Source organism: Streptomyces sp. NPDC003379, from assembly GCF_053589195.1.
This window is the reverse complement of the sequence record NZ_JBSFRK010000034.1, coordinates 52832-77728: the sequence shown is the minus strand read 5'-3', so window position 1 is coordinate 77728 and position 24897 is coordinate 52832. Positions and strand designations below refer to the sequence as shown.

Annotated in this window: 27 protein-coding genes; 10 read left to right on the top strand and 17 right to left on the bottom strand. The window is 72.4% G+C overall.

Annotated features, from left to right (window positions below):
• Window positions 1-83: 83 nt before the first annotated feature.
• From ACWDVB_RS28725 to ACWDVB_RS28715, 3 genes are all read left to right on the top strand, one after another.
• Entirely contained in the window at window positions 84-815 is a 732-nt protein-coding gene (locus ACWDVB_RS28725; RefSeq protein WP_451517516.1) for a CPBP family intramembrane glutamic endopeptidase, read from the top strand.
• Between the two features lie 63 nt (window positions 816-878).
• On the top strand, window positions 879-1229 hold the full coding sequence (locus tag ACWDVB_RS28720) for a PadR family transcriptional regulator (RefSeq protein WP_451517515.1): 351 nt from the start codon (window positions 879-881) through the stop codon (window positions 1227-1229).
• Entirely contained in the window at window positions 1226-1984 is a 759-nt protein-coding gene (locus ACWDVB_RS28715; protein ID WP_451517514.1) for a hypothetical protein, read from the top strand. The genes ACWDVB_RS28720 and ACWDVB_RS28715 overlap by 4 nt, the downstream gene beginning before the upstream one ends.
• A 143-nt stretch (window positions 1985-2127) precedes the next feature.
• On the opposite strand, the gene ACWDVB_RS28710 is transcribed toward ACWDVB_RS28715, so the two are convergent.
• The 6 genes from ACWDVB_RS28710 to ACWDVB_RS28685 form a co-directional block, all read right to left on the bottom strand.
• Entirely contained in the window at window positions 2128-3576 is a 1449-nt protein-coding gene (locus ACWDVB_RS28710) for a peptidoglycan D,D-transpeptidase FtsI family protein (protein WP_451517513.1), read from the bottom strand.
• 91 nt (window positions 3577-3667) lie between these two features.
• Window positions 3668-4396, bottom strand: coding sequence for a response regulator transcription factor (locus ACWDVB_RS28705; RefSeq protein WP_451517512.1), 729 nt, complete (start codon window positions 4394-4396; stop codon window positions 3668-3670).
• Window positions 4393-5673 (bottom strand): sensor histidine kinase, encoded by a 1281-nt coding sequence (locus ACWDVB_RS28700; protein ID WP_451517511.1) that lies wholly within the window; start codon window positions 5671-5673, stop codon window positions 4393-4395. Before ACWDVB_RS28700 ends, ACWDVB_RS28705 begins: the two co-directional genes overlap by 4 nt.
• Window positions 5670-6851: a hypothetical protein gene (locus tag ACWDVB_RS28695; protein WP_451517510.1), complete on the bottom strand. Its 1182-nt coding sequence runs from the start codon at window positions 6849-6851 to the stop codon at window positions 5670-5672. Before ACWDVB_RS28695 ends, ACWDVB_RS28700 begins: the two co-directional genes overlap by 4 nt.
• Window positions 6852-6970: 119 nt before the next feature.
• Window positions 6971-7447, bottom strand: coding sequence for a GNAT family N-acetyltransferase (locus tag ACWDVB_RS28690; RefSeq protein ID WP_451517509.1), 477 nt, complete (start codon window positions 7445-7447; stop codon window positions 6971-6973).
• A gap of 20 nt (window positions 7448-7467) precedes the next feature.
• Window positions 7468-8241, bottom strand: coding sequence for an IclR family transcriptional regulator (locus ACWDVB_RS28685; RefSeq protein ID WP_451517508.1), 774 nt, complete (start codon window positions 8239-8241; stop codon window positions 7468-7470).
• A 159-nt stretch (window positions 8242-8400) separates the two neighbouring features.
• Here ACWDVB_RS28685 and ACWDVB_RS28680 point away from each other — a divergent pair, with 159 nt between their 5' ends.
• A complete protein-coding gene (locus ACWDVB_RS28680; protein WP_451517507.1) occupies window positions 8401-9933 on the top strand; it encodes an aldehyde dehydrogenase (NADP(+)) in 1533 nt (510 codons plus the stop codon).
• 12 nt (window positions 9934-9945) lie between these two features.
• Here ACWDVB_RS28680 and ACWDVB_RS28675 read toward each other — a convergent pair whose 3' ends face one another.
• Both ACWDVB_RS28675 and ACWDVB_RS28670 read right to left on the bottom strand, forming a co-directional pair.
• Window positions 9946-10080, bottom strand: a complete 135-nt coding sequence (locus ACWDVB_RS28675; protein WP_451517506.1) for a hypothetical protein — start codon at window positions 10078-10080, stop codon at window positions 9946-9948.
• Complete coding sequence (locus tag ACWDVB_RS28670) at window positions 10077-11216, bottom strand: Gfo/Idh/MocA family protein (RefSeq protein WP_451517505.1); 1140 nt, start codon at window positions 11214-11216, stop codon at window positions 10077-10079. The genes ACWDVB_RS28675 and ACWDVB_RS28670 overlap by 4 nt, the downstream gene beginning before the upstream one ends.
• A gap of 63 nt (window positions 11217-11279) precedes the next feature.
• Between ACWDVB_RS28670 and ACWDVB_RS28665 the strand changes: the two genes are divergently transcribed.
• From ACWDVB_RS28665 to ACWDVB_RS28655, 3 genes are all read left to right on the top strand, one after another.
• Entirely contained in the window at window positions 11280-11654 is a 375-nt protein-coding gene (locus ACWDVB_RS28665) for a winged helix-turn-helix transcriptional regulator (RefSeq protein ID WP_451517504.1), read from the top strand.
• 84 nt (window positions 11655-11738) lie between these two features.
• Window positions 11739-12455, top strand: coding sequence for a DsbA family oxidoreductase (locus tag ACWDVB_RS28660; RefSeq protein WP_451517503.1), 717 nt, complete (start codon window positions 11739-11741; stop codon window positions 12453-12455).
• Between the two features lie 22 nt (window positions 12456-12477).
• Window positions 12478-13557, top strand: a complete 1080-nt coding sequence (locus tag ACWDVB_RS28655; RefSeq protein ID WP_451517502.1) for an aminotransferase class V-fold PLP-dependent enzyme — start codon at window positions 12478-12480, stop codon at window positions 13555-13557.
• Window positions 13558-13579: 22 nt separating this feature from the next.
• Here the strand turns inward: ACWDVB_RS28655 and ACWDVB_RS28650 are convergent, their stop codons facing one another.
• The gene (locus ACWDVB_RS28650) at window positions 13580-14128 is read right to left on the bottom strand and encodes a MarR family winged helix-turn-helix transcriptional regulator (protein WP_451517501.1); all 549 of its coding nucleotides are present in this window, start codon (window positions 14126-14128) and stop codon (window positions 13580-13582) included.
• 123 nt (window positions 14129-14251) lie between these two features.
• Here ACWDVB_RS28650 and ACWDVB_RS28645 point away from each other — a divergent pair, with 123 nt between their 5' ends.
• Complete coding sequence (locus ACWDVB_RS28645) at window positions 14252-15313, top strand: alkene reductase (protein WP_451517500.1); 1062 nt, start codon at window positions 14252-14254, stop codon at window positions 15311-15313.
• Window positions 15314-15377: 64 nt separating this feature from the next.
• Here the strand turns inward: ACWDVB_RS28645 and thpD are convergent, their stop codons facing one another.
• From thpD to ACWDVB_RS28610, 7 genes are all read right to left on the bottom strand, one after another.
• Window positions 15378-16277 (bottom strand): ectoine hydroxylase, encoded by a 900-nt coding sequence (thpD, locus tag ACWDVB_RS28640; protein WP_451517499.1) that lies wholly within the window; start codon window positions 16275-16277, stop codon window positions 15378-15380.
• A gap of 74 nt (window positions 16278-16351) precedes the next feature.
• Complete coding sequence (locus tag ACWDVB_RS28635) at window positions 16352-16756, bottom strand: ectoine synthase (protein WP_451517498.1); 405 nt, start codon at window positions 16754-16756, stop codon at window positions 16352-16354.
• A 53-nt stretch (window positions 16757-16809) separates the two neighbouring features.
• Window positions 16810-18081, bottom strand: coding sequence for a diaminobutyrate--2-oxoglutarate transaminase (gene ectB / locus ACWDVB_RS28630; protein ID WP_451517497.1), 1272 nt, complete (start codon window positions 18079-18081; stop codon window positions 16810-16812).
• Window positions 18082-18242: 161 nt separating this feature from the next.
• Window positions 18243-18794 (bottom strand): diaminobutyrate acetyltransferase, encoded by a 552-nt coding sequence (gene ectA, locus ACWDVB_RS28625; RefSeq protein ID WP_451517496.1) that lies wholly within the window; start codon window positions 18792-18794, stop codon window positions 18243-18245.
• 330 nt (window positions 18795-19124) lie between these two features.
• Complete coding sequence (locus ACWDVB_RS28620) at window positions 19125-19652, bottom strand: DinB family protein (protein WP_451517495.1); 528 nt, start codon at window positions 19650-19652, stop codon at window positions 19125-19127.
• A 146-nt stretch (window positions 19653-19798) separates the two neighbouring features.
• Entirely contained in the window at window positions 19799-20044 is a 246-nt protein-coding gene (locus ACWDVB_RS28615) for a hypothetical protein (protein WP_451517494.1), read from the bottom strand.
• Between the two features lie 115 nt (window positions 20045-20159).
• On the bottom strand, window positions 20160-21260 hold the full coding sequence (locus ACWDVB_RS28610) for a pyridoxal-phosphate-dependent aminotransferase family protein (RefSeq protein WP_451517530.1): 1101 nt from the start codon (window positions 21258-21260) through the stop codon (window positions 20160-20162).
• 134 nt (window positions 21261-21394) lie between these two features.
• On the opposite strand from ACWDVB_RS28610, the gene ACWDVB_RS28605 reads away from it, so the two are divergent.
• Window positions 21395-22489, top strand: coding sequence for an amidohydrolase family protein (locus ACWDVB_RS28605; protein WP_451517493.1), 1095 nt, complete (start codon window positions 21395-21397; stop codon window positions 22487-22489).
• Between the two features lie 121 nt (window positions 22490-22610).
• Here ACWDVB_RS28605 and cobC read toward each other — a convergent pair whose 3' ends face one another.
• Complete coding sequence (gene cobC, locus ACWDVB_RS28600) at window positions 22611-24071, bottom strand: Rv2231c family pyridoxal phosphate-dependent protein CobC (RefSeq protein ID WP_451517492.1); 1461 nt, start codon at window positions 24069-24071, stop codon at window positions 22611-22613.
• A 94-nt stretch (window positions 24072-24165) separates the two neighbouring features.
• On the opposite strand from cobC, the gene ACWDVB_RS28595 reads away from it, so the two are divergent.
• Window positions 24166-24897: a ZIP family metal transporter gene (locus ACWDVB_RS28595; RefSeq protein ID WP_451517491.1), complete on the top strand. Its 732-nt coding sequence runs from the start codon at window positions 24166-24168 to the stop codon at window positions 24895-24897.

Here is a 24897-nt window from a genome sequence, read left to right as displayed (position 1 = left end):
CAGACGCTCAAGGGTCCGCGCGGCACGCGCCATTCCACATCCACGCGCTCGTGCCGTGCGGCCCTTTCGGGAAGGGGGATCCCATGACCATCTCGCCGGACTTCTCGGCCGCCGCGACGACCGTCACGGCCGTGCTCGCCGCCTATCTACTCCTCGGCGAGCCCTGGCTCGGCCGCCGGATGTACGCCTCGCTGGCCCGGCGCAGGGACACCGAACCCCGCGCCCTCGTCCGCTACTTCGGCGTCGTGTTCGCCCTCTGGTGGGCCTTCGCCGCGGTCGCGGTCGCCGCCCTGCTCCTCTCGCCCGGCGTCGACGCCGCCGACTTCGGTCTCGCGGCGCCCGAGAGGCCCATATACGCGGTCGCCGGAATCCTGCTCATCACGGCGATCGCCGCGGCCTCCGCACGGAACTTCCACGACCTCGCCAAGCACGACAAGAACGTGCCGGGCCTCGCCGCCATCGAGGCGATGCTGCCCCGCACCGCCGAGGAGCGCAGGCTCGCGATCGCCGTCGCCGTCACGGACGGCGTCTGCGGCGAACTCGTCTACCGGGGCCTGCTCATCGCCTTCGGCGTCGGCGCGCTCGGCCTGCCCCTCTACGCCGCGGCGGCCCTCTCCGTGCTCGTCCACGCGGTCGCCGGTCTCTACCAGGGCCGCAAGGGCGTCCTCGTCTTCGCCCTCTTCGGGGCGGTGCTCACCGGCCTCTACCTCGCCACGGGCAGCCTGCTGCTCCCCATCGCCGTGCACGCCGCCCTCTCCGTACGCGATCTGACGCTTCCCGCGCCGGACAAGCTGCGCGCCGCGCCCGCCGCGTGACTCCGTAAGTCCTCCGTAAGCCCATCCGCGAGCCCCTCCGCGAGCCCTCGAAAGGCAGCCCCAGTGACAGACCGCCCAGACCGCCGCGCCAGCTGGTTCAAGGGCGTACTCGACCTCCTCGTGCTCGCGAGCCTCACCGACGGGGAGAGCTACGGCTACGAGATCGCCAAGCTCCTCGGCGCCGCCGGCTTCGGCCAGATCAAGGGCGGCACGCTCTACCCCGTACTGAACCGCCTGGAGGAGGCGGGCCTGGTCGCCGCGGAGTTCCGCGCCACCGAGAAGGGCCCCGGCCGACGCTACTACCGGCTCACCGACGCCGGGCGCGAGACCCTCGGCGAGCAGGGCGGTCTCTGGCTCGCCTTCGACAAGTCCGTACGTGAGGTTCTCGCGAAGGCGGGGGTGGAGGCACGATGAACGCCCGGCACGAGTACGAGCGGGACGGCTATCTCATCGACCTCGCCGAGCGGCTGCGGGCGCACGGCCTGCCCGCCGACCGCGTCGAGGCGACCGTCACTGACCTGGCCGCGCACCTGGAGGAGTCCGGCGCCGAGGACGCGGAGGCGGAGTTCGGCCCCGCCGAGGAGTTCGCCCGGCAACTGGCGCCTGAGACGGCCACCTCGGGGGCGGCCGCCCCCGAAGGGTCCCCGGAGGGCCGCGTCGAGACCTGGCGCTGGACCGCCGACACCTACGTCGACGAGGAGCTGCTGAACCGCTTCGGCGACGAGGGCTGGGAGGTCGAGCGCGTCGACGCCCTAGGCCGCTTCGTCAGCCACCGGGACGTGGCGCGGCCCCAGCGGTGGGAGTACCGCAGGGAGCTGATCACCCGCGGCCGCGAGGGGCTGGACGAACGCCTCGCCCCCGACGGCTGGGAGGCGTGCGGGACCTGGGTGGTCTACGCCTGGTTCAAGCGCCCCAGGGCGGCCAGCCTGGGCCCGGCGGCGGAGATCGCCTCGCCGCCGCCCGTGCCGGAGCGGTCCAGCTTCTTCAGCCGGAAGTTCTACGTACTGCTCGCGGCGTTGGCGGTGGCCGTCGTGGTGGCGGCCGTCGCGGTGGCCGTCGAGGACGGCGACGCGGGCTCCGGCCTGGGCTTCGCGATGGGCCTGCCGGCCGGCGCGGCAGCGGTCGCGGCGGCGCTGTGGACCACGCAGCGATGGCGAGGCCGCTCCTAGACGAGGCCGCTCCTGGACGAGGCCGCTCCTAGGCGAGGCCGCTCCTGGACGAGGCCGCGCTGGACGAGGTCGCTCCTAGGCGAGGTCGCTCCTGGACGAGGCCGCTCTCAGACATGGCGAGCGGCGCACGGCCCCGAGGGAGGTCAGCGCTTGAGCGCCGCCTCCATCATCGCCTTCGCGATGGGGGCCGCCAGGCCGTTGCCGCTGACCTCGTCGCGGGCCGCGCTGGACGACTCGATCATCACCGCGACCGCCACCTCCTGGCCGTCGCCGCCCTTGGCGTACGACGTGAACCACGCGTACGGAGTCTTGCTGTTGTTCTCGCCGTGCTGCGCCGTGCCCGTCTTGCCGCCCACCGTCGCGCCGTCGATCTGCGCGTTCGAGCCGGTGCCCTTCTCGACGACCGTCTGCATCGCGGACCGCAGGCCCTCGGCGGTGGAACCGCTCATCACGCGCTGGGAGTCGCCGTCGCCGTACTTCTCCAGGGCGTTGCCGTCCGAGTCCGTGATCTGCGAGACCATGTGCGGTTCGGCCAGCTCGCCGCCGTTGGCGATCGCCGCCGACACCATCGACATCTGCAGCGGCGTCGCCGTCACGTCGAACTGGCCGATGCCCGACAGGCCCGTCTGCGCCTTGTCCATGTCGGAGGGGTACACGCTCTTGGCCGCGCGCACCGGCACGTCCAGCTTGTCCGCGTTGAAGCCCATCTTCTCCGCCATCGCCTTGACCTTGTCCTGGCCCAGGTCGACGGCCATCTTCGCGAAGACGTTGTTGCAGGAGTACTGGAGCGCCGTGCGGATGTCGGCGTTCTCGCAGGGCGCCGACTGGTTCTCGTTCCTCAGGACCGTCGCCGTGCCGGGCAGCGTGTACGGGTTCGGGCTGTCCGTTCCGGTGTCCACCGAGCCGTAGAGGCCGTCCTCCAGGGCCGCCGCCGCGACGACCAGCTTGAACGTCGAACCGGGCGGCAGGGGCTGGCGCATCGCGCGGTTCACCATCGGCTTGTCCTTGTCGGACAGCAGCTCCTTCCACGCCTCGGAGTCCGTGGAGCCGCTGATCTTCGACGGGTCGTACGACGGCGTCGAGACCATGCCGAGGATCTCGCCGGTCTTCGGGTCGACGGCGACCGCCGCGCCCTTGGTGTCACCGAGCGCCTTGTACCCGGCCTTCTGGACCGCCGGGTCGATGGTCGTCACGACGTCGCCGGGGTCGGCGCGCTTGTTGGTGACGGTGTCGAGCGGGTTCTTCAGACGGTTGTCGGTGCCGTCCAGGAGGTCCTGGTAGATGCCTTCCAGCTGCGTGGCGCCGTACACCTGGGAGCTGTAGCCCGTGACGGGCGCGTACAGGTCACCGTCCTTGTACGTGCGCTTGTACGCGAGGTCGCCGCCCTTCGTCCGCTCGGAGCCGGTGATGGCCTCACCGCCCACGATGATGTCGCCCAGCGGGTTCGCGTACTGCTCGATCGCGTTGCGCCGGTTGTGCTTGTCGTCCGCGAGCGCCTTCGAGTCGTAGAACTGCACCCACGTCGCCCGCATCAGGAGGGCGAGCACGAGCAGCAGTGCGAAGACCGAGGCGCGCCTGATCGTCTTGTTCATCCCATGGAAGGACGAGCGGAGGGGAGGGGTTCGTTCCCTTCTGGCCCGCTTGCGGCCGTTTTCTCAGAAAGTCCTCATGGAGCGGTCTTCATTAATTCATGAAGCCCGCCTCGTACGCCGCGATCACCGCCTGCGTGCGGTCCCGCGCGCCCGTCTTGGCGAGCACGGACGCCACGTGCGTCTTCACCGTCGCCGCGCCCACCCCCATCCGCCCGGCGATCTCCGCGTTGGTAAGCCCCGCCGCCATCAGCCGCAGCACCTCGCTCTCCCGGCCGGTGAGCCGCGCCACCCAGGCGGGCGGCGCGGGTTTGGCGCGCCCGTGTTCGGCGGCCAGGGCGCGCACCGCCGCCGGGAAGAGCAGGGAGTCGCTGTGCGCGACGATGCGCACGGCCTGGACGAGCGAGTCCGCGTCCGCCCGCTTGAGCAGGAACCCGGCGGCGCCCGCGCGCAGTGCCTCGTACACGTACGAGTCGTTCTCGAAGGTCGTCACCACCACGATGCGCGGCGGCCGTCCCATCGTCCGGAGGATCTGCTCGGTGGCGCGGATGCCGTCGATCTCCGGCATGCGTACGTCCATCAGGACGACGTCCGGCTGCAGCTCGCGTACGACGGACACCGCCTCGGCGCCGGTCGCCGCCTCGCCGACGACCTCGATGCCCGGCTCGGCGGAGAGGATGGCGCGCAGGGCGGTACGCACCATGCGCTCGTCGTCGGCGAGGACGATCCGGATGGCCGCGTCGCCGGGGCCGTCGGTGCGGTCGGTGCGGTCGGGGACGCCGGGGCCGTCGGGGCCGTCGGTGGGGGCGGGCGTGGTCGTCATGCGTGTCCCTTCAGTGGAAGTCGTACGTCCAGTCGCCAGTTGCCGTCTGCCGGGCCCGCCGAGGCGGTGCCGCCGAGCAGCCGGGCCCGGTCCGCGATGCCGCGCAGGCCGTGGCCGCCGCCGGGGCGGGGAGCGGGGGAGTGGGGCGGCAGGGGGTTCTCGGCCGTGACGGTCAGGTCGGGGCCGTCCAGGGCGACGCGCAGGGTCATGGAGGTGTCGCCGCCGCCGTGCCGCAGGGCGTTGCTCAGCGCCTCCTGCACGATGCGGTACGCCTCGCGGGAGACCAGCGGGGGCAGGGCGTCGGGCTCCATGTCGACGGTGACGCCCACCCGCAGGCCGCCCGCCCGGGTGCGGCGCAGCAGGCCGTCCAGGTCGGCGGCGAGCGTCGGCGCGGGCGCCGTGGAGCGGGCGTCGTCGGCCTCCCGCAACACGCCGAGCACGGCGTCGAGTTCGCCGACCGTGCGGCGCGTGGTGTCCTCGATGGCGGCGAGCGCCTCGCGGACGAACTCCGGGTCGTGGTCGAGGACCCGGCGGGCCGCGCTCGCCTGGAGCGTGACGGCGCTCAGCGCGTGGCCCACCGAGTCGTGCAGCTCGCGTGCGAGGCGGTTGCGCACCGCGAGGTCGGCGGCGCGCTGCTCGGCGGCCGCGAGCCGGTCGGCGGGCGTCGGCCCGAGCAGCTCGGGCGCCCAGCGCGCGAGGAGCCCGCCGGCCGTGGCCGCGCACGCCGCGAGCGCCACCAGTGAGGCGCAGCCGATGACCGGGGAGAGCGCCACCATCCAGGGCTCGCCGAAGACTTCGGGCAGGCCGATGCGGCTGTCCCGGATCACGACGAAGAACGGCAGTGTGATCAGCACGCACGCGAACGGCGGCAGCGCGAGCGACATGCCGCTGATGACTCCGCCGAAGCCGAGGTGCAGCGTGAACCACGCGGCGGTCCGCCCGCGCGCCGCCCGGCCGCGCGCGGGTCCCTCGGCGAGGGAGTCGTCCGGGACCGCGCACAGCGCGCGGACGGCGGCCACCGACATCGGCCGGGTCAGCGGGAACAGCGCGGTGATCGCGGCCAGCGGCAGACCTGCGGCGAAGGCGGCGAGTTGAGAGGTCAGCGATCCGAAGATCTGGTCGTCGCCGACGAGCGGTCCGACGATCACGGAGCCGACGAAGACGTACGGCATGGCGAGCGCGCCGCCGAGGATCAGATGGATCCACCGGCGGCGCGCCGAACGCCCGAACAGGGCCGCGGGTAGGGCTGCGGGTAGTGCTGCGGAGAGGGCCTTCACGCCGTGGATCCCGACCGCTCCTTGAGGAAGCGCACGCCGAGGGCGGCCACGAGTATGCCGATGATCATCTGCACAGAGTAGGCCAGCGGCATCAGGCCGGTGGGCTGTCGGGAGAGGTCGTCGACGGGGCCGGCGAGCGAGGCGAGCAGCAGCCAGCCGCCCCAGCAGCCGACCGCGCCGGAGCCGATCCAGGTGAGGGCGAGCGGCACCTTGAGCGGCAGCGCGGGTGCCCGCCGGAGGCAGAGCAGCAGGGCGCCCGCCACGGCAGCGACGAGGTAGACCGCGTCCAGGCACTCCAGGAAGTAGAAGTCGGTGGTGCGTTCCCTGGCCTGCGCCGCGCTGAGTCCGGTGGTGGAGCCGGTGGCCCACAGCAGATGGAGGGTGAGGGGGACGAGCGCGAGCAGCGCGACGGCGACGGCGCCGGCCCGCTGGGAGCGGCGGCCGCGCGGCAGGTCCCGTATGCGGCCGCGCCACAGGTGGCCCCAGCGGTCCCGCGCGTACAGCACGAAGAGGGAGCCGAGGGCGATGCCCTGGAGAATGAAGCCGCTGTAGACGACACCGAAGACCCAGTCATCGAGGAACGGCTCGTCACCGCCCCCCTCCGAGGTACCCCGCACGCTCCCGCCGAACGCCCTGACCAGCAGCTGCAGCGGAAACCCGGCCATGATCGGCACGAGCAGCCCGGTGGCGCCCCACATCGGCAACACCAGCACCCAGGCGGGCACCCGCAGACCCCACGGCCGCGTCAGGAGCAGCGCGAGCACGATGACGGTCGCGTCCATCAGAACGGTCAGACCGTTGGCGAAAATCATCACCGTGCGGTGCTCGAGCAGGGAACTGCCCTCGGGTATCCCGAGGTGACTCCCGCAGATCCAGGCGACCTTGAGCGCGAGGTAGGGAACACAGGCAACGGTGAGGATGAAGCGCAGTGCGCGGCGGTGGCGGGTGAGGGTGAATGGCGCGGGGGCTGGGGGCGAGGCGGCTGGCGGGGAGATGACCGGCCGGGGGGCGACCGAACGGGAGCCGGGCGGCGCGGACGATCCCGGCGGGGAGGCGGGCGATGGGGAGGAGCCTGGCGGGGGCGCGGGCGATGGCGAGGACGCCGATGGGGGCGCGGCCGGCGGGGAGGAGCCCGGCGAGGAGGAAGTCGGCGGCGAGGACGCCGGTGTCTGTGTCATGCCTCAACGGTCCCGCCCGGGCGCTCCCCGCACCTCCTGCGCCACGACGATCCGCCTCCGCCGCACGGCGGAGTTCAGCCGCCGCTCAGGACGAGAGCGGCCTGGTCGATGTCCAGCCCTCAGCCCCCATCCAGCACAAGCACCACCTCGTCGATCTCCGCCCCCCGCGCCGCCGCGTACCCCCGCTCCCGCGTGGACTGGCGGAAGCCGCACTTCTCCAGGACCCGGAGCGAGCCGACGTTGTCCGCCGCCGCTCGGGCGTAGAGCGGGCGTTCCGGGACCAGGGTGAGCAGTTCGCGCAGGGCGGCGGTGGCCAGGCCGCGGCCCCAGTAGGCGCGGTCGATCCAGTACGTGACCTCGCGCTCACCCGGCTCCCCGTACACCGCGGCGTTGCCGACCACGTCTCCGTCGGCGAGCACCGTGCGTACGTCGACCCCGGACGACGCGCGTATCTTCGCCCAGTGCGCGTCGAAGCGGTTCCAGTCGGCCGGGTCCTCGGGGGTGAAGGCGGCCATGCGACTGGACTCGGGGTCGTTCAACTGCCGGAAGAAGACGGGCAGATCGCTGTCGTGGACTTCGCGCAGGCTGACATCCATGCGGCAGAGCCTACGAGGCGTCAGAGCCTGCGCGTCGCCAGGGTCAGCCGGTCACGCGCGTCGAACAGGGCGTCCTTGACCATCTGTTCGTGCGCGGGCGTCAGCCGCGCCACCGGCACCGAGCAGCTGATGGCGTCCCGCGCCGGCGTGCGGTAGGGGATGGCGACGCCGAAGCAGCGCAGCCCGAGCGTGTTCTCCTCGCGGTCCACCGCGAAGCCCTGCTCGCGCACCGTGCGCAGCTCCTCGATGAGCTTCTCGCGGTCGGTGATGGTGTGCTCGGTGAGCGCGGGCAGCGCCTCCGGGAGCATCTTGCGTACCTGCTCGTCGGTGTGGGTGGCGAGCAGCGCCTTGCCGAGCGAGGTGGAGTGCGCGGGCAGCCGGCGCCCCACGCGGGTGAAGGGCCGCAGGTAGTGCTGCGACTGGCGGGTCGCGAGGTAGACGACGTTCGTGCCGTCGAGCCGCGCCAGGTGGATGGTCTCCGTGGTGTCGTCGGAGAGCCGGTCCAGGGTCGGGCGCGCGGCGGCCACCACCTCGTCGCCATCGATGTACGAGGTGCCCACCAGCAGGGCGCGTACGCCGATGCCGTACCGCGTGCCGGTCGCGTCCGTCTCGACCCAGCCGAGCTCGACCAGGGTGCGCAGCAGCATGTAGAGGCTCGACTTGGGGTACCCGACCGCCTCCTGGACGGCGGCCAGGGAGTGCATGCCGGGACGGCTCGCGAAGTATTCGAGCAGCTCCACAGTCCGCACGGCGGACTTGACCTGCGCACCGCCTCCGGTCTCGCCAGCCGACATCGCCCTTGACCCCTTAGATCGCCGAGAAATAGTCTCCGAGTCCCCGCCCATTCATCAACCGAGACAGCGTTCAGTATATCGAACGCCCTGGTGAGTGGCATACCTCTGGCAGTACTTCTGGCAGTACTTCCGGCATTACCTCTGGAAAGGGAATCCGCGGTGGCAGCAGCACCAGTCTGGAGTGTCGACCCCCGAACCGGGAAGCAGCGCGAGCAGGTTGCGGTGGAAGCCACAGCCGAGGAGGTCGGCCGCGCCGTCCTCGCGGCCCGTGACGCGGCACCCGCCCTCGCCGACCGCGCGGTCCGCGCCGCCTTTCTGCGCACCGCGGCCGAGCTGCTCTCGGAGGCGAAGGACCACCTCGTGGAGGCCGCGGACGCGGAGACCGCGCTCGGCCCCGTCCGCCTCACCGGCGAACTCGCCCGCACCTGCTACCAGCTGCGGGCCTTCGCGGACATAGTCGACGAGGGCGCCTTCCTCGGCGTCGTCATCGACCACCCCGACGCCTCCGCGACCCCGCCCATCCCGGACCTGCGCCGCTACAAGATCCCGCTCGGCGTCGTCGCGGTCTACTCCGCGTCCAACTTCCCCTTCGCCTTCTCCGTGCCCGGCGGCGACACCGCGAGCGCGCTCGCCGCGGGCTGCCCCGTCGTCGTCAAGGCCCACCCCGACCACCCGGGCACCTCCGAGCTGGTCGCCTCCGTGCTGCGCGGGGCCGCGGCGCGGCACGGCATCCCGGAGGGCGTCCTCGGCCTGGTGCACGGCTTCGAGGCGGGCGTCGAGCTGGTCAAGCACCCGCTGGTCGCCGGCGCCGGGTTCACCGGCTCCATCCGCGGCGGGCGCGCCCTCTTCGACGCGGCCGCCGCGCGGCCCGTGCCGATCCCCTTCCACGGCGAGCTGGGCTCCCTCAACCCCGTCGTCGTCACCGAGGCCGCCGCCGCCGAGCGCGGCGAGCAGATCGGCGCCGGCCTCGCGGGCTCGATGACGCTCGGCGTCGGACAGTTCTGCGTCAAGCCGGGCCTGGTCCTCGCCCCCGAGGGCGCGGGCGGCGACCGGCTCGTGAAGTCCCTGACCGAGGCGGTCGGCGACACCGAGGCCGGGGTGCTCCTGGACCACCGGATGCGGGAGAACTTCGTCGCCGGGGTGCGCGAGCGCGCCGAACTCCCGGAGGTGGAGGCCCCGGTGACGCCCGGCGCCGGCGGCGAGCACACCGTCAGCGCCGGCTTCCTCACGGTCCCGGCCGCGCGGCTGACGAGCGAAGGGGCGTACGACGTGCTCCTGGAGGAGTGCTTCGGCCCGGTCACCGTCGTCGCGCGCTACGCCGACGACGCGGAGATCACCGCCGTCCTCTCGCGCCTGCCCGGCAACCTCACCGCGACCGTGCAGCTCTCCTCCGACGAGGCGGCGGGCGTCAGCGACCGCGGCGCCGAGCTGGTCGCCGAGGTCACCCCGCTCGCCGGGCGCGTACTCGTCGACGGCTGGCCCACCGGCGTCGCCGTCGCCCCCGCCCAGCACCACGGCGGCCCCTACCCGGCGACCACGTCCACGTCGACCTCCGTCGGCGGCACGGCCATCGAACGCTGGCTGCGCCCGGTGGCCTACCAGAGCACCCCCGAGGCCCTGCTCCCGCCGGAACTGCGCGACGCCAACCCGCTGGGGCTGCCGCGACGGGTGGACGGGCGCCTGGAGCACTGACCCGCCGCGCATTCAGGGGCGGTGGCAGGTGGCCCGGCCGTCCAGCGCCCAGGCCATCTCCCACACGTCGTCGCCGCCGAGGACGGGCGGGTCGTACTGACGGCCGCCTCGGCGGTCCCCGACGACCAGGCCCGGCCAGCGGCTCACACCGCCACGCGATGCCCCGTGACCGCCGCGCGCCCGACGGCGTCCAGAAGCCGCTGGCGCCGCGCCGCGTGGGCGAAGTCCGGGGTGTGGGCGGTGCCCTCGGTGAGGTCGGCGTGGATCTGGGCGTACAGCGCTCCTACGTTGTACGCCACCTCGTACGAGGGCAGCCCCCGCAGCTCGTCGAGTTCCGGGACGTCGAAGTAGCGGGCGGGTACGGGGAGTTCGGTGAGGCCCGCGTCCGTACCGCGCCCGCCGCGCACGGTCACCGCGGCCTGCTGGAGGTGGCCGGAGTCGCCCGTGACGACGAGGTCCCCGTCCGTGCCGTTGATCTCCCAGTGGAAGTTCGTGCCCCGGGAGAGACCTGAGCGGAAGTGCGCCGTGGCGACGGCGCCCGACTCCAGGCGTCCCGAGACGGCGACCTGGTCGGCGGCCGTCATCGGCGCGGCGCGCCCTGTGCCCGACTCGCGCACGACGGGGCGCCGCGTCGCCAGGGTCGCGGAGACCTCCGTGAACTCCCCCAGCGCCATGGTCAGCGCGTCGACGGTGTGCCCGAAGGGGATCGTCAGCATCGTGGCGCCGTTCTCCTCGTCCAGCAGATACGCGCCGCCCGGCTCGAACGTGGGCCCCCACCCGCGCCCCGAGGCGACCAGGCTGGTCGACAGGACCTCGCCCACATAGCCGTCGGCGATCAGATCCCGTACGTGCCGCACCGCGGGCGCCGAGCGGGCCTGCAGGCCCACGAACGTCCGTACCCCCGCCCGGTCCGCGGCCGCCGCCAGCTCCTCGGCCTCGGCGAGGCCGTTGCCGAGCGGCCACTCGCAGAGCACCGCCTTGCCCGCGTCGAGCGCGGCGAGGACCACCGCGCGGTGCAGCGGCACGCGCACGCTCACCACGACGAGGTCGACCTGGTCGCTGCGGACGAGTTCCCCGGTCGAGCCGAAGGCCAGCGGCACCCCATATTTCTCGCCCGCGGCCCGCGCGGAGGCCTCGCTCGACGCGGACAGGGCGCGCAGCTCGTACCCCTTGAGGCGCGTCAGCGCGGGCAGGTGGGAGCGGGGCGCCCAGCCGCCGCGGGCGGAGAGGCCGACGAGGCCGACGCGGACGGGCGGGGGCGGGGAAACAGCGGTGGAAGTCATGATCGGCACCGTAGGCCGGACCGCCCGGTCACCCGCAAGGGACCCAACTATATTTTGGGAACCATGACTGGTCAGCCCCGCCATGACACCGCCTCCGGACAGCCCCGCCACGACATCTACGGCCGGCTCTGCCCCGGCCGCGCCGTCTTCGAACTGCTCGTCCACAAATGGACGGGCCTCGCCATCACCGCCCTGGAGGACGGCCCGCGCCGCTTCGGCGAACTGCGCCGCAAGCTGGAGGGCGTCAGCCCCAAGTCGCTCACCCAGACCCTGCGCCGACTGGAGGAGAACGGCCTCGTCCTGCGCACCGTCCACGCCGAGGTCCCGCCCCGCGTCGAGTACGAACTGACCGAACTCGGCCGCGGCGCCCTGGAGCCGCTCGCCCACCTGCGCTCCTGGATCAGGTCGAACACGGGAAAGTTCTCGGCGGGGGAATGAGCCGCTTTGCCCGTACGTTGACGCCCGGAGCGGAGGCTCCCTCCGCAGCCCGACCTGACGTACGACCTGAAGAGAGCCACACACATGCGCGTCGAGATATGGAGCGACATCGCCTGCCCTTGGTGCTACGTGGGCAAGGCCCGCTTCGAGAAGGCCCTCGCCGCCTTCCCGCACCGCGACGGCGTCGAGGTCGTGCACCGCTCCTTCGAGCTGGACCCGACCCGCGCCAAGGGCGACTCCGGCCCGGTGATCCCGATGCTCATGCGCAAGTACGGCATGAGCGAGGACCAGGCGCGCGAGGGCGAGCGGCGGCTCGGTGAGAACGCCGCCGCTGAGGGCCTGGACTACCGCACCGAGGGCCGCGACCACGGCAACACCTTCGACATGCACCGCGTCCTGCACCTCGCCAAGGCGCGGGGCCGGCAGGACGAGCTGATCGGTCTGCTCTACCGCGCCAACTTCGCCGAGGAGCGGTCCGTCTTCGAGGACGACGAGCGCGTCGTGGAGCTCGCCGCCGACGCGGGCCTGGACGCGGACGAGGTGCGTGCCGTCCTCGCCGACCCCGAGAAGTACGCCGACGACGTCCGCGCCGACGAGCGCGAGGCCGCCGAACTGGGCGCGAACGGCGTGCCGTTCTTCGTCCTCGACCGGACGTACGGGATCTCCGGCGCCCAGCCCGCCGAGGTCTTCGCGCAGGCCCTGGAGCAGGCGTGGGGCAACCGCTCGCCGCTGACCACCCTCGCGGACGCCGACGGGGGCGAGGCGTGCGGGCCGGGCGGATGTGCGGTTCCGCAGGGCTGAGCGCCCACGTAGGTTGATCTTCATGACACTCATGGGGACCGACGACATCACCGGCCACGCGGGCGACCTCGCGGGCGAGTTCGCTCCGACGACGACCTACCTCAACACCGCGAGCTACGGTCTGCTGCCGCGCCGCGCCGTCGCGGCCGTACAGGCCCTGGCGGCGGAGGTCGCCTCGGGCGAGCGCGCCAGTTCGGGCGACTTCGGGCAGGTCGACGCGGCCCGCCGGTCCTTCGCGCGGCTGGTGGGCGTGGACTCCTCACGCGTGGCGACCGGCGGTTCGGTGGCCGTACACGTCGGCCTGATCGCGGCGTCCGTCCCGGCGGGCGCCGAAGTGCTCCTCCCCGAAGGGGACTTCTCCTCCCTGATCAACCCCTTCGTGCTGCGCGGCGACCTGAAACCCCGGTACGCGCCGCTGGAAGGGCTCGCGGAGGCGGTGGGGCCCGGGACCGCGCTGGTCGCGTTCTCCACCGTCCAGTCGGCCGACGGCCGCGAGGCGGACTGCGCGGCGATCCGCGAGGCCGCGGCCGCCCACGGCGCGCGCACCCTCGCCGACGCCACACAGTCGGCGGGCTGGCTGCCGTTCGACGCGGGGGCGTACGACTACTCCGTGACCGGCGCCTTCAAGTGGCTGCTCTGCCCGCGCGGCACGTCCTTCCTGACGGTGGGCGAGGCGGCGCAGGAGTCCCTGGTGCCGCTGCACGGCGGCTGGCTCGCGGCGGCCGACGGATGGAAGTCGACGTACGGCCCGATAGGCGAGGTGGCCCCGGACGCCCGGAGGTTCGACGAGCCGCCCGCCTTCCTCGCCTACCACGGGGCCGCCGCGGCGCTCTCCCTCGTCGAGGAGGTGGGCGTCGACGCGATCCACGCCCACGACGTGGCGCTCGCCGACCGCTACCGCGCGGGACTCGCCGAGCTCGGGCACTTCCCGGTGCCGGGCACCTCGCCGATCGTCTCGGTCCCCGGGCTCGCCGCCCGCGAGCCGGAGCTGGCCCGCGCGGGGATCGTCGCGTCGGCGCGGGCGGGCCACCTGCGCGCCACGTTCCACCTGTACAACACGGAGGCCGACGTGGCTCGGCTCCTCGACGTGCTCTCCGGCTGAGAGCCGACGCCCCCGCGGGGGCTCAGCCCCGCGCCGCCCGGTCCCGCGCCGCCGCCTCGGCCCTGCGCTCCGGGCAGTCCGCCGTCTCCGTGCAGAGGTTCGTCTCCACCTTGGTGAGCAGTCGCAGCAGTTCCGTACGCTCGTCCTCGTCCAGGCCGGCGAGCGTATGCCCCTCCAACTCGCCCCAGGCGCCCTCCACCTGAGCGAGGAGCCCGCAGCTCGCGTCGCTGGCCTCGACCAGGACCGCCCGGCGGTCGGCCGGGTCGGGGCGGCGGCGCACGTGCCCGGCCTGCTCCAGGCGCTGGAGCATCTTGGTGACCGTGGAGGGGTCGAGGTCGACGGCCTTGATCAGCTCGGACTGCCGCACCGGACCGGCGTCCCACAGCTGCATCATCACGAACTCCTGGCCGGGGTAGAGGCCGACCCCCTTCAGGAACTTGCCCGCGGCGATGCGGTGCAGCCGCGCCACCCTGCTGACCGCGTGGCTGACGGGCCCCGCCTGGGCCACCGCGGGCAGCCCGGGGGGACAGGCGGGGTCGGCGGGGGCGGCCCGGTCGGTGTCGGCCTTCATCACGTGCTCCTGCTGGTCACTGGACGTCTTCCAGAAGATTACCTTGGTCGGCCAAAGAATGGGTTACAGTGGCATCCGGACCGCATACTTGGCCGACCACATAAAACCTGCCCGGGAGCCCTGATGACCACCGCGTTCGATCCGATCGACCTGTCCGGCACCCCCCTCGCCAACCGCATCGCCATGGCCCCCATGACCCGAAGCCGCGCTGGTCAGGGCGGTGTGGTCACGGACCTGACCGTGGAGTACTACGTCCAGCGCGCCTCCGCCGGACTGATCGTCACCGAGGGCATCCAGCCTTCTGTGGTCGGCCAGGGATACCCGGACACGCCGGGCCTGCACAGCGCGGAGCAGGTCGCCTCCTGGCGCAAGGTCACCGACGCCGTACACGCGGCGGGCGGCAAGATCTTCGCCCAGATCATGCACGCGGGCCGCATCGGCCACCCCGTCCTGCTCCCCGACGGCCTGGTCAACGTCGCCCCCTCGCCGGTCCAGGCCCAGGGCCAGGTCTACACCGCCGAGGGCCCCAAGGACTTCATCACGCCGCACGAGCTGACCGACGCCGAGATCCGCGCCACCATCGCCGACTTCGCCGCCGCCGCGCGCAACGCCATCGAGGCGGGCTTCGACGGCGTGGAACTGCACGGCGCCAACGGCTATCTGATCCACCAGTTCCTCGCCCCCGGCACCAACCGGCGCACCGACGCGTGGGGCGGCTCGGTCGAGAACCGGCTGCGCTTCGCCGTCGAGGTGGCCAAGGCCGTCACCGCCGAGATCGGCGCCGCCCGCACCGCCATCCGCATCTCGCCCGGCAACCCCTTCAACGACATCTCCGAGCCCGACCCGGAGCCGACGTACACCGCCCTGGTCAAGGAGCTGGCCGCGCTCGACCTCGCGTATCTGCACGTCATGGAGGTCGGCGAGATCCGCGAGCTGACCACCCGGCTGCGCCAGGACTTCGGCGGGACGTTCGTGCTGAACCCGCAGACCGAGGGCCCCACCGGCCGGGACGCGCTCGCCCTCGTCGAGGACGGCACCGCGGACGTCATCGCGTTCGGCGCGCTCTTCCTCGCCAACCCCGACCTGCCGGCCCGCCTGAAGGCCGGAGGCCCGTACAACACGCCCGACCAGTCGACCTTCTACGGCGGGACCGAGAAGGGCTACACGGACTACCCCGCGCTGTAGCAGCGGCGACGGCAGTCGGCCCGGCACCCACGGGGGGTGCCGGGCCGATGGCGTGTACGTCAGGTCACTTCACCGGGGTGAAGTCCCGCGCTCCGATGAACTCGGGCCGCCGCACCGGCGCCGCGAACGGCTCGACCGCCGCGTTCTCCACGCTGTTGAAGACGATGAAGACGTTCGACCGCGGGTACGGGGTGATGTTGTCCCCGGAGCCGTGCATGGCGTTGCAGTCGAACCAGGTGGCCGAGCCCGCCTCGCCGGTGAAGAGACGGATGCCGTGGTCGGCCGCGAGGTGGGTCAGCGTCTCGTCCGACGGGATGCCCGCGTCCTGCATCTGCAGCGACCGCTTGTAGTTGTCCTTCGGCGTGGCGCCCGCGCAGCCGAGGAACGTCTTGTGCGACCCCGGCATGATCATGAGGCCGCCGTTGGTGTCGTGGTTCTTCGTCAGCGCGATCGACACCGAGACGGTGCGCATGTTCGGCAGGCCGTCCTCCGCGTGCCAGGTCTCGAAGTCCGAGTGCCAGTAGAACCCCGAGGCCCCGAAGCCCGGCTTCACGTTGATCCGGGACTGGTGGACGTACACGTCGGATCCGAGGATCTGCCGTGCCCGGCCCACCACCCGCGGGTCGGCCGCGAGCTTGCCGAACAGCTCACTGATCCTGTGCACCTCGAAGAGGGAACGGATCTCCTGCGAGCGCGGCTCGACGATGGAACGCTCGTCCGCGCGCATCGCGGGGTCGTTCATGAGCCGTTCCAGCTCGGCGTGGTACACGCTGACTTCGTCCGGGGTGATCAGCTGGTCGATGGCCAGGAAACCGTCCCGCTCGAACCCCGCCAGATCCCCGGCCGCGATGGGCCCCTCGGCACCCGGCTCGGACCACACCACCGGGTCCTTGCGTTCGATGAGCACCTCTTCGGCGCCTCGGGTCGGGTACAGGTCAGTGGTGCGTTCGGGTGCGGTGGTCATGGTGTTGCCTGCCTCTCCTCTCGTACGGCCCTGTGCGGGATGTCAGCCGACCTCAGCCGACCGGCGCGCGGCTCTCAGCCCTCGTCGTCCTCCGTGAGCAGCGGGTACACGCCGTTCTCGTCGTGGTCCTCACGACCGGTGACGGGCGGGTTGAAGACACACAGGCAGTGGAAGTCCTCCTTGATGCGCATGGTGTGCTTCTCGTGCCCGTCGAGCAGGTACATGGTGCCCGGAGTGATCGTGTACTTCTCGCCGGTCGTGTCGTCGGTCAGCTCGGCCTCGCCCTTGGTGCAGACGACGGCCTCGATGTGGTTGGCGTACCACATCGACGTCTCCGTCCCCGCGTACAGGATGGTCTCGTGCAGGGAGAACCCCACGCGCTCCTTGGCGAGGACGATGCGCTTGCTCTCCCAGGTACCCGACGCGGCCTTCACATGCCGGTCGGTGCCTTCAATGTCCTTGAACGAACGGACGATCACGGTGAGTTGGTTCCTTTTCTCTTACGGTGTGAGGGACTCGGTCAGCAGCCGGCTCAGGCGGTCTCGCGTACCGCGCGGGCCAGCGTGCGCAGCCCCTCGTCCAGCTCGTCGGGGGTGATCGTCAGCGCCGGAAGGAGCTTGACGACCTCGCCCTGGGGGCCGGAGGTCTCGATGAGCAGGCCCAGTTCGAAGGCCCGCTTGGCCACGGCGCTCGCGCGGTCCTTGTCCAGGAACTCGATGCCCCACACCAGGCCGCGGCCGCGGAACTCCTTGATCTCCGCGCGGTTCTCGTCGACGATCGCGGTCAGCACCTGCTCGACCTGCTCGCCGCGGGCGCGGGTCTGCTTCTCCATCGCCGGGCCGTCGGTCCAGTACGCCTCCAGGGCGGCGGCGGCCGTGACGAACGCGGGGTTGTTGCCGCGGAACGTGCCGTTGTGCTCGCCCGGCTCCCACACGTCCAGCTCGGGCTTGAACAGGCAGAGCGACATGGGCATGCCGTAGCCGCTGATCGACTTCGACACCGTCACGATGTCCGGCGTGATGCCCGCCTCCTCGAAGGAGAAGAAGGCGCCGGTGCGGCCGCAGCCCATCTGGATGTCGTCGACGATCAGGAGCATGTCCCAGCGCTCGCACACCTCGGCGAGCTTGCGCAGCCACTCGACGCGGGCGACGTTGATGCCGCCCTCGCCCTGCACCGTCTCGACGATCACGGCGGCGGGCTGGTTGAGGCCGGAGCCCTGGTCTTCGAGCAGCCGCTCGAACCAGATGAAGTCGGGGGTCCGGCCGTCGAGGTAGTTGTCGAACGGCATCGGCGTGCCGTGCACCAGCGGGATGCCGGCGCCCGCCCGCTTGAAGGCGTTGCCGGTCACCGCGAGCGAGCCGAGCGACATGCCGTGGAAGGCGTTCGTGAACGACACGATCGACTCGCGGCCCTTGACCTTGCGGGCCAGCTTCAGCGCCGACTCCACGGCGTTGGTGCCCGTCGGGCCCGGGAACATGACCTTGTACGGCAGGTCGCGCGGGCGCAGGATGATGTTCTGGAAGGACTCCAGGAAGGCGCGCTTCGCGGTCGTCGACATGTCGAGACCGTGCACGACGCCGTCGCGCTCCAGGTAGTCGATGAGCGCGCGTTTGAGGACCGGGTTGTTGTGGCCGTAGTTGAGTGAACCGGCTCCGGCGAAGAAGTCGAGGTACTCATGGCCGTCTTCGTCGAACATGCGGCTGCCCTGCGCGCGGTCGAAGACCGTAGGCCAACCGCGGCAGTAGCTGCGCACCTCCGACTCCAGGGTCTCGAAGACGCTCAGGTCGGGCTGGGTGATGGTCACAGCGAATCTCCTGGGAGATGGAAAGACGTGGGAGGTGGGGGGGGAGGTACGGGACATGCGGGGGGAGGGCGAGGAGGAGCGGGTGCGAGACGCGAGGTGCGAGATGCGAGGTGCAACGTGCGCGCTGCTCGGTACTCGGTACTCGGTGCTCGGCGCGAAGATCAGTGGCTGATCGGGCCGATGCGGTAGAGCACCTCTGGCTCATGCCCGTCATCGGGGAACAGGCCCGCGTCGAAGAGGACTTTCCGCTCGACCGACGCGCCGTGTCGACGCGCGTAGGAGAGGAAGAGCCGCTCGGACGCCGTGTTGCCCGGCGCGATGGTCGTCTCGATCGTGCTCAGCGGGCGCCCGGCGGCGACCTTCGCGGTCAGCCCGTCGAGCAGGGCGCCCGCGAGGCCCCGGCCGCGCTGTCCGTGGTCGACGGCCACCTGCCAGACCAGCAGGGTGTCCGGGCGCTCGGGCCGGATGTAGCCGGTGATGAAACCGGCCGGCTCACCGTCGGCGCCCCGGGCCACCACCGAGGTGGCCGCGAAGTCGCGGCACCACAGCAGGTAGCTGTACGAGGAGTTGAGGTCCAGCACCTTGGAGTCGCGGGCGATCCGCCAGATGGCGGCGCCGTCGGCGACAGCGGGACTGTCGAGTCGCAGCCCCTCCGGCATTTCCAGGAATTTCGCTCGCAGGTCGGTCGGTAGATCGGCTTGTGCAGCGGTCATGCGGATTGAATTTACCCAGCAATTTCTTGAATTGCATCGGGGAGAGGGGTTACGTCAGAGAGCCTTGTGTGTTATCGCGCGGGGGTGCGTGCCCGCATGAGGTCTTGTCGTTATGCCCGCATTTGACCGGGTTATTGTACGCAAATGGGATGCGCTGTGGAGTGCGTCACATGGCCGTAACTTGCTCGTGGCGTGACCGGATTGCGGTATTTCGTACTGTTGAAATCTTAGTGTTTAAGCTTCGAAAAAGCGGGCAGAAGAACACGGCAAGCTGTGTTCATAAAGAATTCGTGAGAATGCGCGGATGAATTGACGGGCCGTCCCGTTTTTTCACGTCCCGGTTACGCCGTCGATGCGTTCCCGCAAGAGATCCGCATGGCCGTTGTGGCGTGCGTATTCCTCGATGAGGTGGATCAGGATCCAGCGGAGGCTGACCTCGTCGTCCCCTCCCATGACGGCCGCCTCCTCGGCCCCGAGCCGCCCCGTGTCGTCGAGCGAACGCCCGGCGCAGATCTCCCGGTTCAGGGCGACCTCGCCCTCCCACACCGCGAGCACTTCGGCGAACGTCCGCGTCCGGTCCACCGTGAAGCCGCCGGGCGGCGGCCCGTAGATCAGGGGTACGTCCCGTCGGGCGAACACCCGCTGTATCCAGTTCCGTTCGACCTCGGCGAGATGCTGCACGAGCCCGAACAGCGAGAGCGTGGACGGCTCCACGGGCGTACGCAGCGTCTGCTCGTCGTCGAGCCCCGCGCACTTGGCGACGAGCGTGGCACGGTGCAGATCCAGCCAACTGGCCAACATGGTGGGCTCGTCGGCGGTCAGGGGCGGGATACGACGGCCGTCGGGAAGCGTGGTCATGGCGGGCAGGGTGCCATGGCGTGGTGCGGTGGGGGAAGGGGAAAGGGGGCGGGCGGGGTCGGGGACCTGGCCGGCCCCGGGCGGGGGCGGCGTACCGTCTGCGGCCGGCAGGCGCGCGGGCCTCCTGCCCGGACGGGCCGTGAGGCCTACCGCCAGGCGTCCGTCACCGTGCGGCGCGTGGTGGTGGGGCCTAGGGCCAGGCGTGCCGTCACCGTGCGGTGTGAGGTGGTGGGGTCTAGGGCCAGGCGTGCCGTCACCGCGTGGCGCGTGGTGGTGGGGTCTAGGGCCAGGCGTGCCGTCACCGCGCGGCGCGTGGTGGTGGGGTCTAGGGCCAGGCGTGCCGTCACCGCGCGGCGCGAGGTGGTGGGGTCTACCGCCAGGCGTGCCGTCACCGCGCGGCGCGAGTGGTGGGGCCTACCGCCAAGCCTCCGTCACCGCGCGCGCGAGTGGTGGGGCCTACCGTCAAGCCTCCGTCACCGCGCGGCGCGCGGCGCGAGGCCGTGGGGTCTACCGCCAAGCCTCCGTCACCGCGCGGCGCGCCGCCTCCAGGTCCACCGGGAGGCCCGTCTCGCCCATCGCGGCGCCCAGGGCCGCCAGGCAGGCGTGGACGACGCCGCGTGTCGCGTCGGGGCCGTAGTGGTTGACGCGGATCATCTCCTTCGCCAGCGCCCCGCCCCCGGCGACCAGCGGAAGCACCGGGTCCGCGGCGAGCGCCTTGGCGACCAGCTCCGAGGCGTCCGTGCCCGAGGGCGCCCGCAGGGTGGTGGCGACGGGGGCGGCGTCCCGCGCCTCGTACACGTAGGGCTCCAGACCCCCGCCGAGCGCGAGCGCGCCCGCGCGGGTGGCGGCGGCAGCGGTGGCGTGCCGTGCCGTCACGGCGTCGAGGCCCTCCGTCTCGACGCGCTCCACGCACGCCTCCAGAGCCAGCATCTCCAGCTGGGCGGGCGCGTGCAGCAGGGCCTTGCGGCCGGCGTCGATCCAGCGCTCCTTCCAGTCCAGGAGGGAGAGGTAGGAGCGGCGCGGCGCCTGCGGGTTGGCGGCGATCCGCTGCCAGGCCCGCTCGCTCACCGACACCGCGGAGACGCCCGCCGGGCCGCCCATCGCCTTCTGCGCGCCGATCACGCACAGGTCCACGCCCCACGCGTCGGGCAGCAGCGGCTCGGCGGCCACCGAGGCGACCGCGTCCAGCATGAACAGGGCGCCGTGCTCGCGTACGACCGCGCCGATCTCCGCGACCGGGTTGGTGTTGCCGGTCGCGGCCTCGGCGTGCACCAGCGAGACGAAGTCGATGCCGGGGTGCTCGGCGAAGGCTTGGCGCACCTCGTCGGCCGTGACGGCCGTGTGGAAGGGGACGGCTAGGTCGACGACGGTCGCGCCGCAGTCCCGCAGCCAGTTCCCGAAGGTCTGGCCGTACGGCCCGGTGATCACGTTGAGGGCGGTCGTACCGGGCCGCGCGGCGCCCCGGATGCATCCCTCCAGGGGCAGCAGGGCCTCGCCCTGCATGATCACGACGTCCTGCTCGGTGGCGAGCAGCCGGGCCACCCGCGCCTCGATGGCGGCGAAGTGCTGGGCGCTCAGCGGCGCCAGGTCCAGAAAGGGATGCGTCACGGTACTGCTCACGTCACTGCTCACTTCGCTCACGAGTTCGTTCGGGCCGGTACCGAGCGTACCCAGCGCCCCGTGCGCGGCCCCGCACCCGGCGCCCCGTACCGCCCGTCCGGGGCGCCTCCTAAGCTGCTGCCATGAGCGATCACGCGGTGCTGCACGTGAAGGGGCGGGTGCTCGTCGGGCCCGATGACGTACGGGACGAACTGTGGGTCGTCGGGGGGAGAGTGACGTACGACCGCCCGGTCGCCCCGGCGACGGAGACCGTCACCGTCGAGGGCTGGGCGCTGCCCGGCCTGGTCGACGCGCACTGCCACGTCGGCCTCGACGCGCACGGTCCCGTGGACGCCGCCACCGCCGAGAAGCAGGCCCTGACGGACCGGGAGATCGGCGCCCTCCTCCTCCGTGACGCGGGTTCCCCCTCCGACACCCGCTGGATCGACGACCGCGAGGACCTGCCGAAGATCATCCGCGCGGGCCGGCACATCGCGCGCACGCACCGCTACATCCGCAACTACGCCCATGAGATCGAGCCCGAGGACCTCGTGGCGTACGTCGCCCAGGAGGCGCGGCGCGGCGACGGCTGGGTCAAACTCGTCGGCGACTGGATCGACCGCGAGGCCGGCGACCTGACGGCCTGCTGGCCCCGCGACGCGGTCGAGGCGGCGATCGCCGAGGCGCACCGGCTCGGCGCCCGCGTGACGGCCCACTGCTTCGCCGAGGACTCCCTGCGGGACCTGGTCGAGGCGGGCATCGACTGTATCGAGCACGCCACCGGCCTGACGGAGGACACGATTCCGCTCTTCGCCGAGCGTGGCGTCGCGATCGTGCCCACGCTGGTGAACATCGCGACCTTCCCGGACCTGGCCGCGGGCGGCGAGAAGAAGTTCCCCCGCTGGTCGGCCCATATGCGTGGGCTCCACGACCGCCGCTACGACACGGTCCGCGCGGCGTACGACGCGGGCGTCCCGGTCTTCGCGGGCACCGACGCGGGCGGCTCCCTGGCCCACGGCCTGGTCGCCGCCGAGGTCGCCGAGCTGACCCTCGCGGGCATCCCGCCGGTGGCGGCGCTCTCCGCGACGACGTGGGGCGCGCGCGACTGGCTCGGCCGCCCCGGCCTGACGGAGGGGGCTCCGGCGGACCTCGTGGTGTACGAGGCGGATCCACGGGAGGACGTACGGGTGCTGGCGGCGCCGCGGAGGGTGGTGCTGAACGGGAGGGTGGTCGGTTAGAACTCGTAGGCGGAGGGCCACAGCAACATCGCTCGGGCCGAGCAAGACACCGGTGGGGCAAGGGGGAGGGGAGGGGAGGGAGTGGGTGTCTCAGCCCTGTAGGGACGCGGTGAGACCCCCGTCAGGGGCGAAGCGTCTCGGCGAGCGTGGTCAGGAAGCGGTCCGACGTGGCACGGTCACGGACCGCGAGCCGAACCCAGTCGGGCCCCAGGCCAGGAAACGTGTCGCCGCGCCGCACGGCGAACCCCGCCCCCCGCAGCCGATCACGTACGACCAAGGCCCCGGGAACCCGCACGAGCACGAAGGGCCCCTCCGCGGGCCCCACCGCGCGGACCCCGAAGGGGGCCAACTCCGCGAGCCCCGCGAGGAGATGCGCCCGGTCCGCCGCCACGCGGTGCGCCGCGTGACCGGCCTCCGCCAGCGCCCGAGGGCCGACACAGGCCCGCGCGGCGACCAGCGCCGGCGTGGACACCGGCCACAGCGGCTGCGCCTGCGCCAGCGCGGAGATCACGTCGGGCGGGGCGAGGACGTAGCCGATCCGGAGGCCCGCGAGGCCCCACGTCTTCGTGAGGCTGCGCAGCACCACGAGCCCGGGGACGTCCGTGCGGCCCGCCAGCGCCTCCCGCTCACCCGGCACCGCGTCCATGAACGCCTCGTCCACCACCAGAATCCGCCCGGGCCGCGCCAGCCCGGCGATGGACGCCGCCGGGTGGAGGACGGACGTCGGGTTCGTCGGGTTGCCGATCACCACCAGGTCGGCCTCCTCCGGCACCACCGCAGGACCGTCGAGGCGGAACCCGTCCTCCTCCCGCAGCAGCACCCGCCCCACCTCATGCCCCGCGTCCCGCAACGCCGCCTCGGGCTCCGTGAACTGCGGGTGCACGACGACGGGACGACCTACCTTCAGGGCGCGCGCCAGAAGGACGAAGGCCTCCGCGGCGCCCGAGGTGAGCAGCACCCGGTCCGGGGTCAGACCGTGCCGCGCCGCCACCGCCTCCCGCGCTTCCCTGCCGTCCGGATAGGCCGCCAAACCGTCCAGGGAGGCGGCGATGACGTCCTTCAGCCACGCCGGGGGAGTGTCGGCCCGTACGTTCACCGCCAGGTCGGTGAGGTCCGCGCCGTCGTCCCGCACCTCCGCGTCCCCGTGGTGACGCAGGTCGTGGCCGAAACCGGGCCCCCTGGAGGCGTCGTCGCGGCGCACCACCGCGCACGTCGCCATCGCCGGGCGCCCGGACGGCGCCGACTTCCGCTTGGGGACGACGAGTTCACCGCCGCCCCGCAGCGCCGCCGCCTCCGCCACGGACGGCGTCCCCACGGCGGTACGGGACGCCACGGACGGGTTCGGCACCCGCACGTCCGCCAGCTCCCGCGCCGAGTACGCCACGAGCGGCACCCCGAGCCGCGCCGCCGCCCCGACGATCGCAGGCTCCTCGGCCTTCACATCGACCGTCGCCAGCTCGGCGACCGCCCGTTCGCAGAAACCGGCCTCGCGGACCGCGTCCCGGACGAGCCCGAGCACCTCCTCCAGGGAAGCGCCCTCGCAGGCGCCGACGCCCACGACGAGTACTTGGGCGTCAGCCATGGAGAGGGTCCTTTCCACAGGGGATTTGTAAGAGGTGGGGAAACACGGGGCGAGGGATGTGCGCGGCAGGGGGTCAATCGGCTAGCAAGGGCGCATGGCGGTGTTCGTGGCGCTCGGCGCCTTCCTCATGACCCTGGTGGGCGGCTGGACGGCCCAGCGGGTCACCGACCGGCGCCACCTCGTCCTGGGACTCGCGGGCGGCCTGATGCTCGGTGTCGTCGGCCTCGACCTGCTGCCGGAGGCGCTGGACGCCGCAAGCGCGCCGGTCTTCGGCGTACCGGCGGCGCTCCTCCTGTTCGTGGCCGGCTTCCTCGTCGCCCATCTGGTGGAACGCCTCCTCGCGGTCCGGCAGGCCGCGCACGGCGCCGACGAGCACGCGAACGGCCGGGTCCCTCAGGTGGGGCTCACGGCGGCCGCCGCGATGGTGGGCCACAGCGTGATGGACGGCGTCGCGATCGGCGCCGCCTTCCAGGTGGGCGGCGGCATGGGCGTGGCCGTGGCGCTCGCGGTCATCGCCCATGACTTCGCGGACGGCTTCAACACGTACACGCTCACCAGTCTGTACGGGAACGCCCGCCGCAAGGCCCTCGCGATGCTGTTCGCGGACGCGCTGGCCCCCGTGGTCGGGGCCGCCTCGACGCTGCTCCTCACCATCCCGGAGCAGCTGCTCGGCGGCTATCTCGGCTTCTTCGGCGGCGCGCTGCTCTACCTCGCGGCGGCCGAGATCCTGCCCGAGGCGCACCACGACCACCCGGCCCGCTCGACGCTGCTGTGCACGGTGGCGGGCGCGGCGTTCATCTGGGCCGTGGTGGGCATCGCCGAATGA

Bases quoted from the DNA above. Each gene is read 5' to 3' on its own strand.
- ACWDVB_RS28725 (WP_451517516.1), top strand. From the start codon at position 84: ATGACCATCTCGCCGGACTTCTCGGCCGCCGCGACGACCGTCACGGCC.
- ACWDVB_RS28715 (WP_451517514.1), top strand. From the start codon at position 1,226: ATGAACGCCCGGCACGAGTACGAGCGGGACGGCTATCTCATCGACCTC.
- ACWDVB_RS28710 (WP_451517513.1), bottom strand. From the start codon at position 3,576: ATGAACAAGACGATCAGGCGCGCCTCGGTCTTCGCACTGCTGCTCGTG.
- ACWDVB_RS28705 (WP_451517512.1), bottom strand. From the start codon at position 4,396: ATGACGACCACGCCCGCCCCCACCGACGGCCCCGACGGCCCCGGCGTC.
- ACWDVB_RS28695 (WP_451517510.1), bottom strand. From the start codon at position 6,851: ATGACACAGACACCGGCGTCCTCGCCGCCGACTTCCTCCTCGCCGGGC.
- ACWDVB_RS28690 (WP_451517509.1), bottom strand. From the start codon at position 7,447: ATGGATGTCAGCCTGCGCGAAGTCCACGACAGCGATCTGCCCGTCTTC.
- ACWDVB_RS28685 (WP_451517508.1), bottom strand. From the start codon at position 8,241: ATGTCGGCTGGCGAGACCGGAGGCGGTGCGCAGGTCAAGTCCGCCGTG.
- ACWDVB_RS28670 (WP_451517505.1), bottom strand. From the start codon at position 11,216: ATGACTTCCACCGCTGTTTCCCCGCCCCCGCCCGTCCGCGTCGGCCTC.
- ACWDVB_RS28665 (WP_451517504.1), top strand. From the start codon at position 11,280: ATGACTGGTCAGCCCCGCCATGACACCGCCTCCGGACAGCCCCGCCAC.
- ACWDVB_RS28660 (WP_451517503.1), top strand. From the start codon at position 11,739: ATGCGCGTCGAGATATGGAGCGACATCGCCTGCCCTTGGTGCTACGTG.
- ACWDVB_RS28655 (WP_451517502.1), top strand. From the start codon at position 12,478: ATGACACTCATGGGGACCGACGACATCACCGGCCACGCGGGCGACCTC.
- ACWDVB_RS28650 (WP_451517501.1), bottom strand. From the start codon at position 14,128: ATGAAGGCCGACACCGACCGGGCCGCCCCCGCCGACCCCGCCTGTCCC.
- ACWDVB_RS28645 (WP_451517500.1), top strand. From the start codon at position 14,252: ATGACCACCGCGTTCGATCCGATCGACCTGTCCGGCACCCCCCTCGCC.
- thpD (WP_451517499.1), bottom strand. From the start codon at position 16,277: ATGACCACCGCACCCGAACGCACCACTGACCTGTACCCGACCCGAGGC.
- ectA (WP_451517496.1), bottom strand. From the start codon at position 18,794: ATGACCGCTGCACAAGCCGATCTACCGACCGACCTGCGAGCGAAATTC.
- ACWDVB_RS28620 (WP_451517495.1), bottom strand. From the start codon at position 19,652: ATGACCACGCTTCCCGACGGCCGTCGTATCCCGCCCCTGACCGCCGAC.
- ACWDVB_RS28605 (WP_451517493.1), top strand. From the start codon at position 21,395: ATGAGCGATCACGCGGTGCTGCACGTGAAGGGGCGGGTGCTCGTCGGG.
- cobC (WP_451517492.1), bottom strand. From the start codon at position 24,071: ATGGCTGACGCCCAAGTACTCGTCGTGGGCGTCGGCGCCTGCGAGGGC.
- ACWDVB_RS28595 (WP_451517491.1), top strand. From the start codon at position 24,166: ATGGCGGTGTTCGTGGCGCTCGGCGCCTTCCTCATGACCCTGGTGGGC.